Raw genomic sequence first — 15,950 nt, 5'->3', positions numbered from 1 at the left:
CCGGAACTCCTCTCGGCACGGACGGGCGGCGGGGCGGTTCACGCGGCCGCCAGCGACACCTCCGGGGCCCGGTCCCGGGCGGAGCGGGCCTGCTCCACGAAGGCGGCGAACAGTCTCCGCCGGTCCGCCCCCGGACCGTGCGGGTCCTCCGGGTGCCACTGCACACCGACGACCCAGCCGAGGTCGCGGTGCTCGGTCGCCTCGACCATGCCGTCCTCGGCCACCGCGGTGACGCGCAGCTCGGGGGCCACGACGCCCACCGCCTGGTGGTGGGCGGCCCGGACGGTCAGCCGCCGGGCGCCGAGGACGTCCGCCAGCAGGCTCTCCGGCTCCAGGGTGACCTCCTCCTCCACGCACATCCCCTGCCCGGGTCCGCCCCGGTGCCGGTGCCAGGTGTCGAGGTGGGTGATGAGGGTTCCCCCGCAGGCCAGGTTGAGCAGCTGGGATCCCCGGCCGACGGCCAGCAGGGGGACGTCGCGGCCCAGGCTCTCCCGGACGAGCTGCAGGGTGTAGAGGTCAGCGCGCCGGTCCACCCCGTACTCGTGGGGCTCGTGCCCCTCCGCGCCGTACAGGGAGGGGTCGACGTCCCCGCCCCCGAGCACCAGCACCGCGTCCGCGGCCGCCGTGACCGCGGGATCGGGCAGCTGCCGGGCGCTGGAGTCGACCAGGACCGGGCGGGCGCCGGCGTTGACCAGCGTCTGCAGGGCGGTGCGGGTCGTGCGGCGCATCAGGTCCCGGGTGTGCGGAGCGAGACCGGGGAAGTTCAGCGAGACCACGACGGCCACGGTGGGTGCTCCGGCCCGCAGGCTCCACAGTCCAACGGGAGTCACCTCGTGCTCATTGAGTCGAACAGTCCGGCGGTTCATGCGATCATCTCCTCTTCGATCGTGGGGTCCTCGTCGCCCGGTCGAACGGCGGATGGCCGTCCTCGCCGTGACATCTCCGACAAATGCACCTGCTGCAGGTGATGCGGATCACTCTGCCCGAGCTGGAAAGGCTCCGTCCTCCCTCGGGGAGAAGAAGATTTCCGATTATTCGCGGTCGACGAAAATCGGCGTCCCGGCCGCGGTCACCGGTCGCGAGCGGCGGCCACGCCCCCGTGCGCCCTGTGTCAGCAGCGGGGAGGACAGCTCGCCGTCACACTGTTCAATGCACTTTCACGGTCCTCGGCCACGTGCCTACTCTGGGTGATCAGCGCCGGTCCCCCGGTCCGGCGATGCGGTCCAGCCCCAGGCCGCCCCCTCCCTCTGCGCACAGGAAGAAGGCATCATGCCCTCCGCCTCCGGGGCTCTGGCCGTCGAGCTGCACCCCCACTCCCCCACCCGATGGATCGCCACCTACTACCCCATGAACGAGACCCCGGCGGGACGCTGGGCCGAGGTCACCTGGCCCCTGCACCAGGTGCTGGTGCCCCTCCCCGTCGACCCCGCGGAGACGGCACGGTGGCTGGAGGTGCGCAGCGCCGATCCCGACCACCCCTGCTACGCCCGCCACCGGGCCTGGGCGCACCACCTGGCCGCCGGGTACACGGCGGCGCGGGCCGCCTTCGACGCCGACGCCGCCGACGGGCCGCGGTCGCTCCACGAGGCGCTGCGGCGCACCGACGTCACGACCGTCGTTCCGGCCGGGCAGCTCTCGGAGTGGGTGCTCGACGACCTCGAGGACGAGACCTCGGGCGCCCGCCGCTGACCGGGACGGCGCCGTCCGCCGCGTCAGGTGCAGGCGCCGCGACCACGGGGGTGCACCGGACCCTCGTCCGGTGGGGTACACTCTGGTCCTTCCGTGCAGAACCGCCCCTGCACAGCACCACCCCGCTCCAGGAGGACGCACCACATCATGGCCACCGACTACGACGCTCCGCGCACCCGACCCGAGGACGAGCCGGCCAACGAGTCCCTGGAAGCGATCCAGGTCCAGCGCAGCGCCACCACCCAGACCGCGGTCATCGACGCCGAGGACTTCGACACCGCCGAGGGCATCGACCTGCCCGGGGCGGATCTCTCCCACGAAGAGCTCACCGTGGCCGTCGTCCCGGAACAGGCCGACGAGTTCACCTGCGGCTCCTGCTTCCTGGTCCGCCACCGCTCCCAGCTCGCCCGCCAGAAGAACGGGACCAGCTACTGCACCGACTGCGAGGGCTGAGCCCCGCCTCTCCGGCAGGCCCGGGGGCTCGGAGCACCCAGGAACGACAGCTCCACGGAATCCCTACTCCGGATTGTCCACGGAGACCGGGTTGTCCTCGTCCGGGTCCTCCTCCGGTGCCGGCTCCTCCGCGCCGGAGGCCTCGGGCGCCGGCTCGCTCAAGCGGTGCTCGACGGCCTGGCGGAAGTGCTCTGCGGACTCCGGATCGGCCAGCCCGTCCGAGGCGTCCGAGGCCGGGTTCGACCGGTCCTGCGTGCTCTCCTCGTCCGGGTCGGAGGGGCGGGGGGCGTCTGGGGTGGGGTTCATCGCGTGCCTTTCATCTCGGCGGGCAGATCCGCACCTCCTGGTGCAGCTTCTCCACCGGAGGCCCGGGGCACTCTGGCGTCTCCGGGTGCCGGGGCGCCGCGGCGGGTCGTGACGGCCGCCGCGACCTCCCCGGATCGCCGGTCGAGGCCGGGACAACCGTGGGTCCTTCCCTTCGGGACGCCCACCGTGAGGCGTCCCTGGTGTCGTTCCTATCGCGGTCCGACCTGCGGTGACAAGAGCCGCGGTCGCTCCGGCCCGGGTCCTGCCGACCCCGGGCGAGGATTTCGACGGCGCCGCGACCGGCCGGTCCGTCCCTGCCCGCCCGTGCCCCGGACGGGCACCGATGCTCTCGCGGCCCCCGACCGCCCGGGGCGGTCGCGGCCGGCGGACTCCGGCCGAGCTCTGCGGGGAGCGGATACGCTGGGCTCAACAGCACGCTGTGGCGACGACCGGCCGAATCCACCCCTCCGAGAGGCAGGGATCCGCAGGTTCCCGGCCCAGGCCTTGCGCCGGATCGGACCGGAGGAGCTCCGGACCAGCATCCAGGTCGTCGAACCAGCGGAGCGGCCGCGTTGCACCACTCACTTGACGGGAGTCGAACCATGGCAGACGGCAGGACAGTTCTGGAGGCCTCCGCGGACCTGTTCCGTGCGCACGGCATGACCCTGATCTTCGGCAACCCGGGGTCCAACGAGCTGCCCTTCCTGGCCGGGCTGGGCGAGGACTTCGACTTCGTGCTGGGACTGCACGAGCAGGTGGTGGTGGGCATGGCCGAGGGCTACTCCCGCGCCTCCGGCAAGCCGGTCCTGGTCAACCTGCACGCCGCCTCCGGAACCGGCAACGCCATGGGCGCGCTGACCAACGCCCGGTATGCGCACGTGCCGCTGGTGCTGCTGGCGGGCCAGCAGGTGCGGCGCACGGTCGGGCAGGAAGCCATGCTCGCCAACATGGAGGCGGGGATGCTGACCTACCCGCTGACCAAGTACGCGCACGAACCCCTGTCCGCCACCGATGTGCCGCGCACGCTGTCCCAGGCCGTCCTCGAGGCCACCACCCATCCACGAGGCCCTGTCTACGTGTCGGTCCCCCTGGACGACTGGAACGAACCGGCCCTTCCCGACGACGCCCTGCTCCTCGAGCGCTCGGTGACGACCGCGGGCGGGCTGCCCGACCGGATCGCCCGTGAACTGGTCGCCGCCGTCGACGACGCCCGGAGCCCGGCGCTGGTGCTGGGCCCCCAGGTCGACGCGGCCGCGGTCGCGGATCCCGCGGTCTTCGCCGCCGTGCTCCGGCTGGCCGAGAACGCCGACGCGACGGTGTACGTGGCGCCGTCCCCGTCCCGGGCACCGTTCCCCACCACCCACCCCAACTTCGGCGGCGTCATGGTCCCGGGCATCGACTCGGTGCGCCGCCGGCTGGCCGGGCACGACACGGTGCTCGTGCTCGGCGCACCGGTGTTCCGGTACCACCGGTGGGAGCCGGGGGACTACCTCGAGCCCGGCACGCAGGTCTGGCAGGTGACGCAGGACCCCTCCGAGGCCACCCGTGCCCCCTTCGGCCGGGCGGTCGTCGCCGATGTCGCCGACGCCGTCACCGTGCTGGCAGAGGGCGTGCGGGGCCGCGGTGCTCGGCGCCCGGAGCGCCGGCTGCCCGCGGCGAGGACCTCCCCCGAGGGAATGACGGGAACAGAGATCCTGGAGGTCCTGAACCAGCACGTCGACGACCGCGTGGTCTACGTCAACGAGACCACCACCCTGGACCTGGAGTATCTCGAGCGGGTCGCCGTCGACCGACCGGGCGGCTATCACTTCCCGGCCTCCGGCGGCCTCGGCTTCGGCCTGCCGGCCGCCGTCGGGATCTCCCTGGCCGCGCCGGAGGCGACCGTGGTGGCCACGGTCGGCGACGGGTCCGCCAACTACGGCATCACCGCGCTGTACACGGCGGCGCAGCGGGGCACCCGCACCGTGTTCGTGATCGTCAACAACTCCGGATACGGTGCGCTGGCCGGATTCGCCCAGCGGATGGGCGTGCCCGACGTGCCGGGCCTGGTTCTGGGCGAGATCGACTTCGTGTCCCTCGCCCAGGGGTACGGGGTGCCGGCCACCCGCACCACCACCCGGGCGGAGTTCGAGGAGGCCTACCAGCAGGCGCTGCGGGCGGACGGCCCCGCCCTCATCGACGCCCGGGTGGTGTGAGGGCCGGGACCGGCTCCTTCAGCTCCTGGAACCACTCATCCGGCGGGGCCGGTCCGGCACCGGGCGCTTGTCGAACACCGTGCTCCCGATCTCCTGCTCGGCCTGGTTGTTGATGGACAGGTCGATCCTGGAGCGGTCCCGGACCAGGCTGACGGCGACCAGGGCCACCAGGCACATCCCGATCAGGTAGACGGCGATGGCGGGCGTGCCGCCGGTGGCGTCGAGCAGGGCCTGGGCGATCATCGGCGCGAAGGCACCGCCGAGGATGGCGCCGATCGCGTAGGAGATCGACACGCCGGAGAACCGGATCGATGCCGGGAACAGCTCGGAGTACAGGGAGGCCTGGGGGCCGTAGGTCAGGCCCGTACCGATGCAGACGAGGCCCAGTCCGATGTACAGGTTGAGCAGGGAGCCCGAGTCGATGAGCAGGAACAGCGGCCAGATGGTGAGGATCAGCCAGACGTAGCCGATCTGGTAGGTGAGCTTGCGTCCGATGCGGTCGGAGACGATCCCGGCCCCCAGTGTGGAGACCAGCCACACGGTGGCGGCGAAGGTCATGGCGACCAGCACGTCGGTCCGGGAGAGCCCGACCGCGTCCGAGGTCGCGTAGGCGGGGATGAAGCCGCCGGTGGACATGTAGCCCACGGCGTTGTTGCCCACGAAGATCAGGGCCGCGATGGCCACGAGGTGCCAGTACTTGCGGAACAGCTCCACGATCGGGACGCTCGCCTGTTCCTTCTTGGCGGCGATCTCCTGGAAGACGGGGGACTCGTCCACGGCGATGCGGACGAAGTAGCCGACCGCGATGAGGACGATCGAGGCGGCGAACGGAATGCGCCAGCCCCACTCGAGGAACTGCTCCCCGGGGGAGATCACCCCGGTCATCAAGGCGGTGACGGCGGTGGCCAGCAGCAGGCCCAGGGGCACGCCCAGCTGGGGCATGGAGCCGGCCAGCCCACGGCGCTCGGCCGGCGCGTGCTCCACGGCCATCAGGGCCGCCCCGCCCCATTCGCCGCCGGCCGAGATGCCCTGGACGATGCGCAGCAGGACCAGCAGCACCGGGGCGAGCACCCCGACGGACTGGTAGGTGGGCAGCAGGCCGATCAGGGTGGTGGCCCCGCCCATCATGATCAGCGTGGTCATGAGAATGACCCGGCGGCCCAGCTTGTCGCCGTAGTGCCCTGCCAGGAAGGCGCCCAGCGGACGGAACAGGAAGGAGATCCCGACCGAGGCGAAGGCCAGCAGCAGGCCGGCGGATTCCCCCGCGGGTTCGAAGAACAGCTGGGAGAACACCAGCCCGGCCATGGTGGCGTAGATGAAGAAGTCGTACCACTCGACGGTGGTGCCGATGAGCGTGGCGGCGGCGACGCGGCGCTGGTTCGCCCGGTCGGAGTGTCGGGATTCGGTCACGGTTGCCTCGGAGTGTCGGTGGTGGGGATCGTGGTCGGGGTGGCCGTGACCGCTCAGGTGCTGAAGATCGGCGTCAGGAAGTCCGACAGCTCGGCGGTCGCGGTCAGCGGCAGCACGTGGGCGACGTACTGGTCCGGGCGGACCACCACGACCACGCCGTCCCGGCTCAGCCCCCGGGCCGCGTAGATGTCGTCGGCCGGGTCCGTGCCCCACACCTTGTTCAGGTTCGAGATCTGGAACCTGCCGACCTTCGGGCGGAACACGGACGGCACCTTCATCAGTTCCACCTCCTCGTGCGGCTGCTGGTAGACCACGTTGAGGTCGAACAGGGCGTCGAGGTCCTGGCCCTCCGGGGTGAACCGGCGCACCGGGGACTCCGCGGAGTCCATCCACTCGGCCCAGGCCCGCAGCGCCGAGTCCTCCGCGGAGGACACGGCGGCGTCGGCGAAGGCGTAGATCCGCCACCGCCCGTCGGCGGCGTGCTGGTGGCCCAGGAACTTCGGGTTGGTGTCCGAGACGCGCTTGACCGGATGCGCCTTGAACCGCTTGCCCAGGGGGAAGCCCGTGGCGAGGTCCTGGTGCACCGCCTCGCCCACGAGCAGCCCGGCCGGGTACTCCGTCATGAAGCCCGCCGGGAACTCGGCGGTCTTCTGGTAGAAGTCCTCCAGCGCGGACGCGCTCCCCAGCTCCTCCGGCTTGGCGGCCATCATGGCGGACCACTCGCGGTCGAAGTCGATGAGGTTCTGGGCCACGGGCTGGCGCTCGGCCGAGTAGGTGGACAGCAGCGACGCGGGGCTCAGCCCGGTCAGCACGTGGCCCAGCTTCCAGCCCAGGTTGAACGCGTCCTGGATGGAGACGTTCATGCCCTGGCCCGCCTTGGCCGAGTGGGTGTGGCAGGCGTCGCCGGCGATGAACACCCGCGGGCTGCGCTGTCCCGCCTCCTCGACGGGGACGTCGTCGAAGCGGTCCGTGACCCGGTGGCCGACCTCGTAGACGCTCCACCACGCCACGTCCTTCACGTCCACGGTGTAGGGCGAGACGATCTGGTTGGCCTGGGCCACGATCGACTCGATCGGGGTCCTGCGGACGGCGCCGGCGTCGTCCGCGCTGACCTCGCCCAGGTCCACGTACATGCGGAACAGGAAGCCGCCCTCGCGCGGGATGTGCAGGATCGATCCGTGCTTGGACTGGATGGCGCACTTGGTGCGGATGTCCGGGAAATCGGTCTCGGCCAGGACGTCCATGACGCCCCACGCGTGGTAGGACACCGCACCCACGTGCTGGGCACCGATGTCCCGGCGGACCTTCGAACGCGCGCCGTCGCCCCCCACGACGTACTTGGTGCGCACGACGCGCTCCTCGCCCGGGCTCGTGCCGCCCTCCGGCTGGTCGCCGGTGCGCTTCAGGGTCACGGTGACCGGGTACTCCCCCTCACCGACCTCGAGCTTCACGAACTCCCAGCCGAAGTACGGTGCGGTCCGGGACGGGGCGTTCTTCGCGAAGCGGGCGAAGTAGTCCAGCACGCGCGCCTGGTTGACGATCAGGTGCGGGAACTCGCTGACCCCCGTGGGGTCGTCCACGGCCCGTGCGGTCCGGACGATGTGCCCCGGGTCGGCCGGGTCCGGCTTCCAGAAGTTCATCTCGCTCAGGTGGAACGCCTCGGCGGTGATCTCCTCGGCGAAGCCGAAGGCCTGGAACGTCTCGACGCTGCGGGCCTGGATGCCGTCGGCCTGGCCGATCTCCAGCCGGTAGGGGCGGCGGTCGACGAGGCAGGTCATGACGTCCGGGAAGCTGGCCAGCTGGGCGGTGGCGGTCATGCCGGCCGGGCCCGCGCCGACCACGAGCACGTCCATGGTCTCGGGCAGCTCGGGGGAACGGTCGATGCCCACACCGGCGGCGGGCTGGACACGGGGGTCCGTGGACACGTACCCGTGGTGGTGGAACAGCATGGGAGCCTCCTGGAGGAATGAGAGGAAGGAACGAGCTGTGTGTTCTATAATGGAACACGTCGTTCTTTTATCGAACTCTTGAGAGGGATCATATACGCTGGGTGATCGTCCTCACAAGACCCTGCGACGCCGCTCACGCTCCGTTGCGGTGAAAACATGGTCGCCCCCGGGCCGAGGCCCGTCAGGCCTCCGGTGCCGCTCCGCGACCCGGCGCGGGGTACCTCGTCAGACCGCCCACAGAAAGGGGCCACGGTGAACGCTCAGGGACGTCCTTCCGCCCAGGTGCCGGCGAGCAGGACGCCGGCCGCGCAGTCGACCGGGAGCATGCAGGGCCGGGCCGCCGCTCCGGCGGCGCCCTCGCAGACCCTCTCCCGGGGGCTGCGCATGCTCGAGCTCGTGGTCTCGGCCGAGGAGCCGCCCACGATCGCCGACGTGGCCGCCCAGCTGGGCGTGCACCGGTCGATCGCCTATCGGATCCTGCGGACCCTGGAGAGCTACGGCCTGCTGACCCGGGACTCCACCGGCCGGCTGATCGGCGCACCCGGGCTGGCGGTGCTCGCGCGGGGGGTGCAGCAGGACCTCCAGTCGGCGTCCCTGCCGGAACTGACCGCGCTGGCCAACGAGCTGCAGATGAGCGCCTTCGTGGCGGTCTGGGGCCAGGAGGAGTGCATCACGCTGGTGACGGTGGAGCCCTTCCGCGGCCACGCCGTCACCCAGCGTCCGGGCACCCGCCACCCGCTGGACCGCGGCGCCCCCGGGCTCGCCGTGCAGGCGGGCATGGACCCGGACGAGCTCACCGAGCTGACGGGCGGCGTCCGCCCCCGCGCGGAGGTGGAGCAGGCCCGGGAACGCGGATTCGCCGTCAGCAGCAACGAGGTGCTGGACGGGGTGTCCTCCGTGGCCGTTCCCCTGCGTGCTCCCGGCCACCTGCCGGCAGCACTGGCCGTCGTCTACGCCACCCGCCGGCTCGACGTCGAGGCGCTGGGCCGGCGGCTGGCGCACAGCGCCGAGCTGGTCGCCGCCCGCCTCGGGCAGCGACCAGCCCCGTCGGATCAGTAGGACCCGCGCGGCGCCTGCTCCCCCCTTGCCGGAGCGCACCATGCGTCGGCGAGCGCCTCGGTCCCGCGGGCCAGCAGCGCGACGTCGGCGCCCACGTTGACGAAGTCGGCGCCGGCGTCGAGATAGTCCTGGGCCTGGGACGGCGCGAAGGCGTTGACTCCCACGAACTTCCCCGCCTGCTGCACGGCGGCGATGACGTCCTTGACGGCGAGCACCACGTCGGGGTGGCCCTGCCGGCCGAGCAGGCCCATGGAGGCGGCCAGGTCGGAGGGACCGATGAAGATGCCGTCGATGCCGTCGACCGCGGCGATCTGCCGGGCGTTCTCGACGGCGGCGGCGGACTCGACCTGGACGACCAGGGTGACCAGGTCGGCGGCCCGGTCCAGGTAGTCCGGGATCCGGTTCCACCGCGCCGAGCGGGCCAGTGCGGAACCGACCCCCCGAACCCCGCGCGGCGGGTAGTGCATGGCGCGCACGGCCGCCTCGGCGTCCTCGGCGCTGTCCACCATCGGGATGACGAGGGACTGTGCGCCCAGGTCGAGGAACTGCTTGACCAGCACGGTGTCCAGCGCGGGCACGCGCACCACGGGGACGACCGGGTAGCCGGCCATGGCCCGCAGCTGGGACTGGACGGTCTCGAGCCCCAGCGGTGAGTGCTCGGCGTCGAGCAGGAGGTAGTCCAGGCCGGCCGAGGCGCAGATCTCGGTCGCGGTGGGGTCTCCCGAGCTGACGAACATGCCGGCCGCCGGCCGCCCGCCGCGCTTCGCGCGGGCGGCCTCGGTGAACAGGTCCTTGAAACCGGGCTGCGGTTCTAGGCGAATCGGCATGTGATGGTCCCCAGCTCTCCGTAGTCGGCGTACACGGTGTCCCCGGCGTGGACCCACATGGGGCGGGTGAAGGACCCGGCGAGGATGATCTCCCCGGCCTCCAGCCGGTCCCCGTGGCCGGCGATCCGGTTCGCCAGCCAGTGCACCCCGTTGGCCGGGTGGTTGAGCACCCCGGAGGCCACCCCGGTCTCGATGATCTCCTCGTTGCGCCACAGCGCCCCGGCGACCCAGCGCAGGTCGACGGCGTCCGGGGCGACCGGGCGGCCCCCGATCACCATGGAGCCGAGCGCGGCGTTGTCCGAGATGGTGTCGGTGATGGTCCGGCCCTCCATCTCGATGCGCGAGTCCAGCACCTCGAGGGCCGGCACCACGTACTCGGTGGCGCGCAGCACGTCGAAGAGGTTCACGCCGGGGCCGGCGAGGTCCTCCTTCAGGACGAAGGCCAGCTCCATCTCGATGCGCGGGTGGGTGTACCGCGCCCACTCGTACACGTGGCCGGACTCGACCACCTGGTCGTCGAAGATCACCCCGTAGTCCGGCTCGTCGATGCCGGTGGCGTCCTGCATGGCCTTGGAGGTCAGCCCGATCTTGTGCCCGGCCTTGGTGCGGCCGGCCTCCTCCTGCCGCTGCGCCCAGATCCTCTGCACCGCGTAGGAGTCCTCGATCTCCATCTGCGGGTACCGCTTGGTCAGCCGCGGCACCGGCGTGCGGTCCAGTCCCGCCCGGTGCAGCTCATCGGCGATCTTCACATGGGTCTCGTGGTCCAGCATGTCCTCTCCTGTGTTCTGCGGGTGCTCTGTCTCCGGGACGGCGGCGGCCGGCCGGCTCCGTGCAGGGAGCCGGCCGGCCGCCATCGCTACGGGGAGGGTCAGAGCTGGTTGCCGAGCTTGAAGCCCTTGGCGGCCTCGCCCTTGTAGGTGCCGTTCGCGTCGCCCTCACGGGTGTAGGAGAACCCGTCGGCGCCGATGGTCACCTCCATCTCGGAGTCCTCGGTGCGGGCCACGACCTGCTGCGGGTTGCCGTCCAGGTCCAGGACCAGGGAGGCCTCCGTGTACCAGGACGGGACCACCGGGTTGCCCCAGAAGTCACGGCGCTGGTTGTCGTGCACGTCCCAGGTGACGACCGGGTTGTCCGGGTCGCCGGTGTAGTAGTCCTGGGTGTAGATCTCGATCCGGTGGCCGTCCGGGTCGAGGATGTACAGGTAGAACGCGTTGGAGACGCCGTGGCGGCCGGGTCCGCGCTCGATGCGGTCGGAGATGCGCAGTGCGCCCATCTTGTCGCAGATCGCCAGGATGTTGTGCTTCTCGTGGGTGGCGAAGGCGACGTGGTGCATGCGGGGGCCGTCGCCGCCGGTCATGGCGGTGTCGTGCACGGTCGGCTTGCGGCGCATCCAGGCGGCGTACACGGTGCCCTCGTCGTCCTGGATGTCCTCGGTGACGCGGAAGCCCAGGTCCTGCATGAACTTCGTGGCGCGCGGCACGTCCGGGGTGACCTGGTTGAAGTGGTCCAGGCGGACCAGGGCGCCCGGGGTGTACAGGTCGTAGCGCCAGGCCAGCCGCTCGACGTGCTCGACGTCGTGGAAGAACTCGTACGGGAAGCCCAGCGGGTCCTGCACGCGCACCGAGTCGCCGATGCCCTTGGTGAAGCCCTCCGGGCGGCGCTCCACGCGACAGCCGAGCTCCTCGTAGAAGGCCACGGCCCGGTCCAGGTCCTCGGAGCTGCGCACCCGGTAGGAGAAGGCGGCGACGGCGGCCACCGGGCCCTTCCGAAGCACGAGGTTGTGGTGGATGAACTCCTCCAGGGACCGCAGGTAGACGGTGTTCTCGTCCTCCTCGGTCACGGTCAGCCCCAGCACGTCCACGTAGAACTCCCGCGAGCGCTCCAGGTCGGTGACCACGAGCTCCATGTAGGCGCAGCGCAGGATGTCCGGCGCGGGCGCCTGCGGGGTGGGGATCGGGTTGTCGGAACGGATCGGGGCTTCCTGCGAGACGTAGAAGCCGGAGGACGTCATCGTCCGGTCGTCGAGGTGGGTCATGGTGCTGTCCTTTGTGCTGAGTGGTAGGTGTCGGCAGGCGCGGAGGATCAGGCCTGGAGCTCCTCGGCGGCCTGCTCCTGGCGGCCGAAGACCGGGTTGTGCACCTCGCCGAGATTGATGTGCACGGCCTGCTGGTCGGTGTAGAAGTCGATCGACCGGTAGCCGCCCTCGTGGCCCAGCCCCGAGGCCTTCACCCCGCCGAAGGGGGTGCGCAGGTCGCGGACGTTGTTGGAGTTCAGCCACACCATGCCGGCCTCGACGTTCTGGGCGAAGTTGTGGGACCGCTTCAGGTCGTTCGTCCAGATGTAGGCGGCCAGGCCGTACTTGGTGTTGTTGGCCAGCGCCAGGGCCTCCTCGTCCGTGTCGAACGGGGTGATCGCCACGACGGGGCCGAAGATCTCCTCCTGGAAGATCCGGGCGTCCGGGGCGACGTCGGCGAAGACGGTCGGCTGGATGAAGTTGCCCTCGGGGAACTCCTCCGGACGACCGCCGCCGGCGGTCAGGCGGGCCTCCTGCTTGCCGATCTCCACGTAGGACATGACCTTCTCGAAGTGCTCGGGGTGCACCAGGGCGCCGACCTCGGTGGTCTCCTCGTGCGGCAGGCCGACCTTCACGCGCTGGGCCTGGGCGGAGTAGCGGGACACGAACTCGTCGTAGATGCCGCGCTGGACCAGGATGCGCGAGCCCGCGGTGCAGCGTTCGCCGTTGAGGGAGAAGACCCCGAAGATCGTCGCGTCGATGGCCGCCTCCAGGTCCGCGTCCTCGAAGACGACGGCGGGCGACTTGCCGCCCAGCTCCATGGACAGGCCCTTGAGGTACGGCGCGGCGTTGCCGAAGATGATCTGGCCGGTGCGGGACTCGCCGGTGAAGGAGATCAGCGGGACGTCCGGGTGCTTGACCAGGGAGTCGCCGGCGAAGCCCTCCTCGCCGTAGCCGTGGACGATGTTGAACACACCGGCCGGCAGACCGGCCTCCTCGAAGATGCCCGGCCACAGGGACGCGGACAGCGGGGTGAACTCGGCCGGCTTGAGCACCACGGTGTTGCCGGTGGCCAGCGCCGGGCCCAGCTTCCAGGACTCCAGCATGAACGGGGTGTTCCACGGGGTGATGAGCCCGGCCACGCCGATCGGCTTGCGGTTGACGTAGTTCACCTGGCGGCCGGGGACCTTGTAGGTGTCGTCGGCCTGGGCGACGATCAGGTCCGCGAAGAAGCGGAAGTTCTCGGCGGCGCGCTGGGCCTGGCCGAGCGCCTGCTTGATCGGCAGACCGGTGTCGAAGCACTCCATCTCGGCCAGGTCCTGGCCGCGGGACTCCACGATGTCGGCGATCCGGTGCAGCACCCGGGACCGCTGGCGCGGGAGCATGCTCGGCCACGGGCCGTTCTCGAAGGCGTCCTTGGCGGCGGCGACGGCGGCGTCGATGTCGGCGACCTTGCCGGAGGCGGCCTTCAGGTAGGGCTGGTTGGTGACCGGGTCCAGCACGTCGAAGGTGTCGCCGTCGATCGAGTCGACGTGCTCGCCGTTGATGTAGTGCTGGATCTTCTCCGGCAGGTGGGCCGGAACCCAGCGCTGTGCGTTCTTGGCGTCGGTCTCGGTGCTCGTCATGGTGTGTCCTTTCGGCGTGCGGTGTCCTGGGGTGTGGTTCGTGACGCCAGGTAGGCGTCGAGCGTGTTGAGGCGGTGCTGTCTCGCGGCGGCCTCGACGACGTCGAAGGGGGCGCCTTCGGCGATGAGGTCCAGCAGGTGGTCGTGCTCGTCCACGGAGGCACGGGCCCGGCCGGGGACGTAGGCGAAGGTGGACGAGCGCAGAGCGGCCAGCCGGTTCCAGCCGCGGTGCACCAGCTCGAGGATGTGGGCGTTCTGGTGGTGCTCGTAGAGGGTGGAGTGGAACTGCTTGTTCAGCGCGGTGAACTTCACCGGGTCGAAGTCGTCCAGCACCCGGCGCATCTCGTCGTTGATCTCCCGGGCCCGCTGCAGCTCTGCCCCGGTGACCAGCGGCGCGCACTGGGCGGTGGAAAATCCCTCGACCAGGGCCAGGGTCTCCATGGTGTAGCGGTACTCCACGGGATCGATGCCCACCACGGTCGCCCCGACATTGCGCTGATAGGCCACCAGCCCGTCCTGCTGGAGCCTCCGCACGGCCTCGCGGACCGGCACCACGGACATCTCGAGCTCCGCGGCCAGCTGGGCCAGCACCAGGCGGCTGCCCGGGGCGAAGCGGCCCTGTTGGACCCCCTCGAGGATGGCGTGGTAGGCCGTCTCCGACTTGGACCGGAGGACCTCGGTGCTCACCGGGCGTCCCGGTCGGCGTGCCGCTGCTGGTGCTCCTGGTACTTGCGCTTCCACTCGGCGTTGGGCGGGAACAGCCCGTCCACCGGGTGCCCTTCGGCCACCCGGTCGTACACCCAGGCGTCCTGCTGCTCCTGCTCCCAGGCGTCGGCGATCACCTCGGTCAGCAGCTGCGGGGGGACGACCACGACGCCGTCGTCGTCGCCGATGACGATGTCGCCCGGCTGGACGGTGGTCCCTCCGCAGGCCACCGTCCCGCCGACCTCCCAGGGGATGTGGCGGCGGCCGAGCACGGCCGGGTGGACGCCGCTGGAGTAGACCTGGATGCCGACCTCGGCGACAGCGGCGCTGTCCCGCACCCCGCCGTCGGTGATCACCGCGTCGGCGCCCCGCACCTTGGCGCGCAGGGCGAGGACGTCGCCGAGGGTGCCGGTCCCCTTCTCGCCGCGGGCCTCCATGACCACCACGTCGTCCGGCTGCACCGTGTCCATGGCGCGCTTCTGGGCGTTGAACCCGCCGCCGAAGGCCTTGAACAGGTCCTCCCGGTTGGGCACGTAGCGCAGCGTCTTGGCGTATCCGAGGATGCGGTGGCCGGGATGGGTGGGCCGCACGCCGTCGATCGTGGCGTTGTCGATCCCCCGCTTGCGCAGCTGCGCGGTGATCGTGGCCACGGCCGTCTCGTTGATCTTCGCCCTGAGCTCGTCGGTGAGCAGGGTGCGGTCGGGGACCGGGGTGGCCGGCACGTAGTGGTACGGCTCGGCGTCGGCCGCGGCCGGCGCCAGCCCGGCGGCCTCCCGTGAGCCCCAGGCCTCCTCCCGCTGGGTGTCGTCCACCTGCGGGCCGTGTCCGTAGGGCGCCATCGGCTCCTCGCCGGCCACCACGCGGGTGACCAGCCGTCCGCTGGAGGGAGCGCCGGGCGCCTCGGGCGCGTCGACCTCGACCTCGACGACGTCGCCCGGCTGGGCCACGGAGGAGCCGGCCGGGGTGCCCGTCAGGATGACGTCGCCCTCCTCCAGCGTCATGAGCTGGGACAGGTCCGCCACGAGCTGGCCGAAGGGGAAGACCAGCGCCTCGGTGGTGTCATCCTGCACGAGGTCCCCGTTGACCCAGGTCCGGACGCGCAGCGCGGCCGGGTCGAGCCCGGCGGCCGGGATGACGTTCGGCCCGAGCGGGGTGTAGCCGTCCCCGGACTTGTTCTTGACGTTGGAGCCCTTGTCGGCGTGGCGCAGGTCGTACAGGCCCCAGTCGTTGGCGGCGGTGATGCCGGAGACCTTGGACCAGCCCTCCTCGGGGCGCACCCGGCGGCACGTCTGCCCGATGACCAGGGCGATCTCGCCCTCGTAGGCCAGCAGCTCGGTGCCGGCCGGGCGCTCGATCGTGGCGCCGGTCCGGGCGATGGAGCTCCCGGCCTTGAGGAAGTAGCCGGGGAACTTCGGAGAGCGGCCCCGCTGGGCGATGCGGGAGGGGTAGTTCAGGTGCAGCGCGATGACCTTCCCGGGGCGGTTCGCCCTGTCGGTGAAGTCAACGGGCCCCGTGGCCCCGGGAGGAGCCGGTGTCGTCTCTGCCATGCCGTCCTGCCTTCGTGGTCTGCGGAGGTGGCCCGGGTCCAGCAGGTCCATCGGTGCGGCCCGGGTCTCTTGCTGGCGATCGTATACGATGCCACGTGATCGGCGCCACCCCCCTTCCGGACGAGATCCGTCTGATGGCCGCCGGCCCTGGAGCCGGTGCGGGGCCGGGTCC

General features: G+C 71.3%; 14 protein-coding genes. 4 read left to right on the top strand and 10 right to left on the bottom strand.

Annotated features, from left to right (window positions below; genetic code table 11):
• Positions 1 to 38: 38 nt before the first annotated feature.
• Positions 39 to 830 carry a gamma-glutamyl-gamma-aminobutyrate hydrolase family protein gene (locus tag RCG67_RS01225; RefSeq protein WP_368824465.1) on the bottom strand — a complete coding sequence of 264 codons (792 nt, stop codon included), beginning with the start codon at positions 828 to 830 and terminating at the stop codon, positions 39 to 41.
• Between the two features lie 439 nt (positions 831 to 1,269).
• Here RCG67_RS01225 and RCG67_RS01220 point away from each other — a divergent pair, with 439 nt between their 5' ends.
• Positions 1,270 to 1,689 carry a hypothetical protein gene (locus RCG67_RS01220; protein WP_368824464.1) on the top strand — a complete coding sequence of 140 codons (420 nt, stop codon included), beginning with the start codon at positions 1,270 to 1,272 and terminating at the stop codon, positions 1,687 to 1,689.
• A 147-nt stretch (positions 1,690 to 1,836) separates the two neighbouring features.
• Positions 1,837 to 2,142, top strand: a complete 306-nt coding sequence (locus RCG67_RS01215) for a DUF4193 domain-containing protein (RefSeq protein ID WP_298587864.1) — start codon at positions 1,837 to 1,839, stop codon at positions 2,140 to 2,142.
• 63 nt (positions 2,143 to 2,205) lie between these two features.
• On the opposite strand, the gene RCG67_RS01210 is transcribed toward RCG67_RS01215, so the two are convergent.
• On the bottom strand, positions 2,206 to 2,448 hold the full coding sequence (locus RCG67_RS01210) for a hypothetical protein (RefSeq protein WP_368824463.1): 243 nt from the start codon (positions 2,446 to 2,448) through the stop codon (positions 2,206 to 2,208).
• Positions 2,449 to 3,050: 602 nt separating this feature from the next.
• Between RCG67_RS01210 and mdlC the strand changes: the two genes are divergently transcribed.
• Positions 3,051 to 4,643 carry a benzoylformate decarboxylase gene (gene mdlC, locus RCG67_RS01205; RefSeq protein ID WP_368824462.1) on the top strand — a complete coding sequence of 531 codons (1,593 nt, stop codon included), beginning with the start codon at positions 3,051 to 3,053 and terminating at the stop codon, positions 4,641 to 4,643.
• An 18-nt stretch (positions 4,644 to 4,661) separates the two neighbouring features.
• Here the strand turns inward: mdlC and RCG67_RS01200 are convergent, their stop codons facing one another.
• Together RCG67_RS01200 and RCG67_RS01195 are read right to left on the bottom strand one after the other, a co-directional pair.
• Positions 4,662 to 6,053 (bottom strand): MFS transporter, encoded by a 1,392-nt coding sequence (locus RCG67_RS01200; RefSeq protein WP_368824461.1) that lies wholly within the window; start codon positions 6,051 to 6,053, stop codon positions 4,662 to 4,664.
• 53 nt (positions 6,054 to 6,106) lie between these two features.
• Positions 6,107 to 8,002, bottom strand: coding sequence for an FAD-binding monooxygenase (locus RCG67_RS01195; RefSeq protein WP_368824460.1), 1,896 nt, complete (start codon positions 8,000 to 8,002; stop codon positions 6,107 to 6,109).
• Between the two features lie 324 nt (positions 8,003 to 8,326).
• Between RCG67_RS01195 and RCG67_RS01190 the strand changes: the two genes are divergently transcribed.
• A complete protein-coding gene (locus RCG67_RS01190) occupies positions 8,327 to 9,061 on the top strand; it encodes an IclR family transcriptional regulator (RefSeq protein WP_438612630.1) in 735 nt (244 codons plus the stop codon).
• Here the strand turns inward: RCG67_RS01190 and RCG67_RS01185 are convergent.
• The 6 genes from RCG67_RS01185 to RCG67_RS01160 all read right to left on the bottom strand — a co-directional run bounded on the left by RCG67_RS01185 (position 9,055) and on the right by RCG67_RS01160 (position 15,778).
• Complete coding sequence (locus RCG67_RS01185; RefSeq protein ID WP_368824458.1) at positions 9,055 to 9,888, bottom strand: HpcH/HpaI aldolase family protein; 834 nt, start codon at positions 9,886 to 9,888, stop codon at positions 9,055 to 9,057. The genes RCG67_RS01190 and RCG67_RS01185 overlap by 7 nt on opposite strands.
• Positions 9,873 to 10,658 (bottom strand): 2-keto-4-pentenoate hydratase, encoded by a 786-nt coding sequence (locus tag RCG67_RS01180; protein WP_058872784.1) that lies wholly within the window; start codon positions 10,656 to 10,658, stop codon positions 9,873 to 9,875. Before RCG67_RS01180 ends, RCG67_RS01185 begins: the two co-directional genes overlap by 16 nt.
• A 98-nt stretch (positions 10,659 to 10,756) precedes the next feature.
• Positions 10,757 to 11,923 (bottom strand): 3,4-dihydroxyphenylacetate 2,3-dioxygenase, encoded by a 1,167-nt coding sequence (gene hpaD, locus RCG67_RS01175; protein ID WP_368824457.1) that lies wholly within the window; start codon positions 11,921 to 11,923, stop codon positions 10,757 to 10,759.
• A gap of 47 nt (positions 11,924 to 11,970) precedes the next feature.
• Positions 11,971 to 13,527 carry a 5-carboxymethyl-2-hydroxymuconate semialdehyde dehydrogenase gene (gene hpaE, locus RCG67_RS01170; protein WP_368824456.1) on the bottom strand — a complete coding sequence of 519 codons (1,557 nt, stop codon included), beginning with the start codon at positions 13,525 to 13,527 and terminating at the stop codon, positions 11,971 to 11,973.
• Positions 13,524 to 14,213: a GntR family transcriptional regulator gene (locus tag RCG67_RS01165; RefSeq protein WP_368824455.1), complete on the bottom strand. Its 690-nt coding sequence runs from the start codon at positions 14,211 to 14,213 to the stop codon at positions 13,524 to 13,526. Before RCG67_RS01165 ends, hpaE begins: the two co-directional genes overlap by 4 nt.
• Positions 14,210 to 15,778, bottom strand: coding sequence for a fumarylacetoacetate hydrolase family protein (locus tag RCG67_RS01160; RefSeq protein WP_368824454.1), 1,569 nt, complete (start codon positions 15,776 to 15,778; stop codon positions 14,210 to 14,212). Before RCG67_RS01160 ends, RCG67_RS01165 begins: the two co-directional genes overlap by 4 nt.
• Positions 15,779 to 15,950: the final 172 nt, after the last annotated feature.

The organism is Kocuria cellulosilytica, assembly GCF_040981245.1.
In the GTDB taxonomy this organism is placed as follows: Bacteria; Actinomycetota; Actinomycetes; order Actinomycetales; family Micrococcaceae; genus Kocuria; species Kocuria cellulosilytica.
Note: the sequence above shows the minus strand (reverse complement) of the source record. Positions and strands in the feature narration are given on the sequence as shown.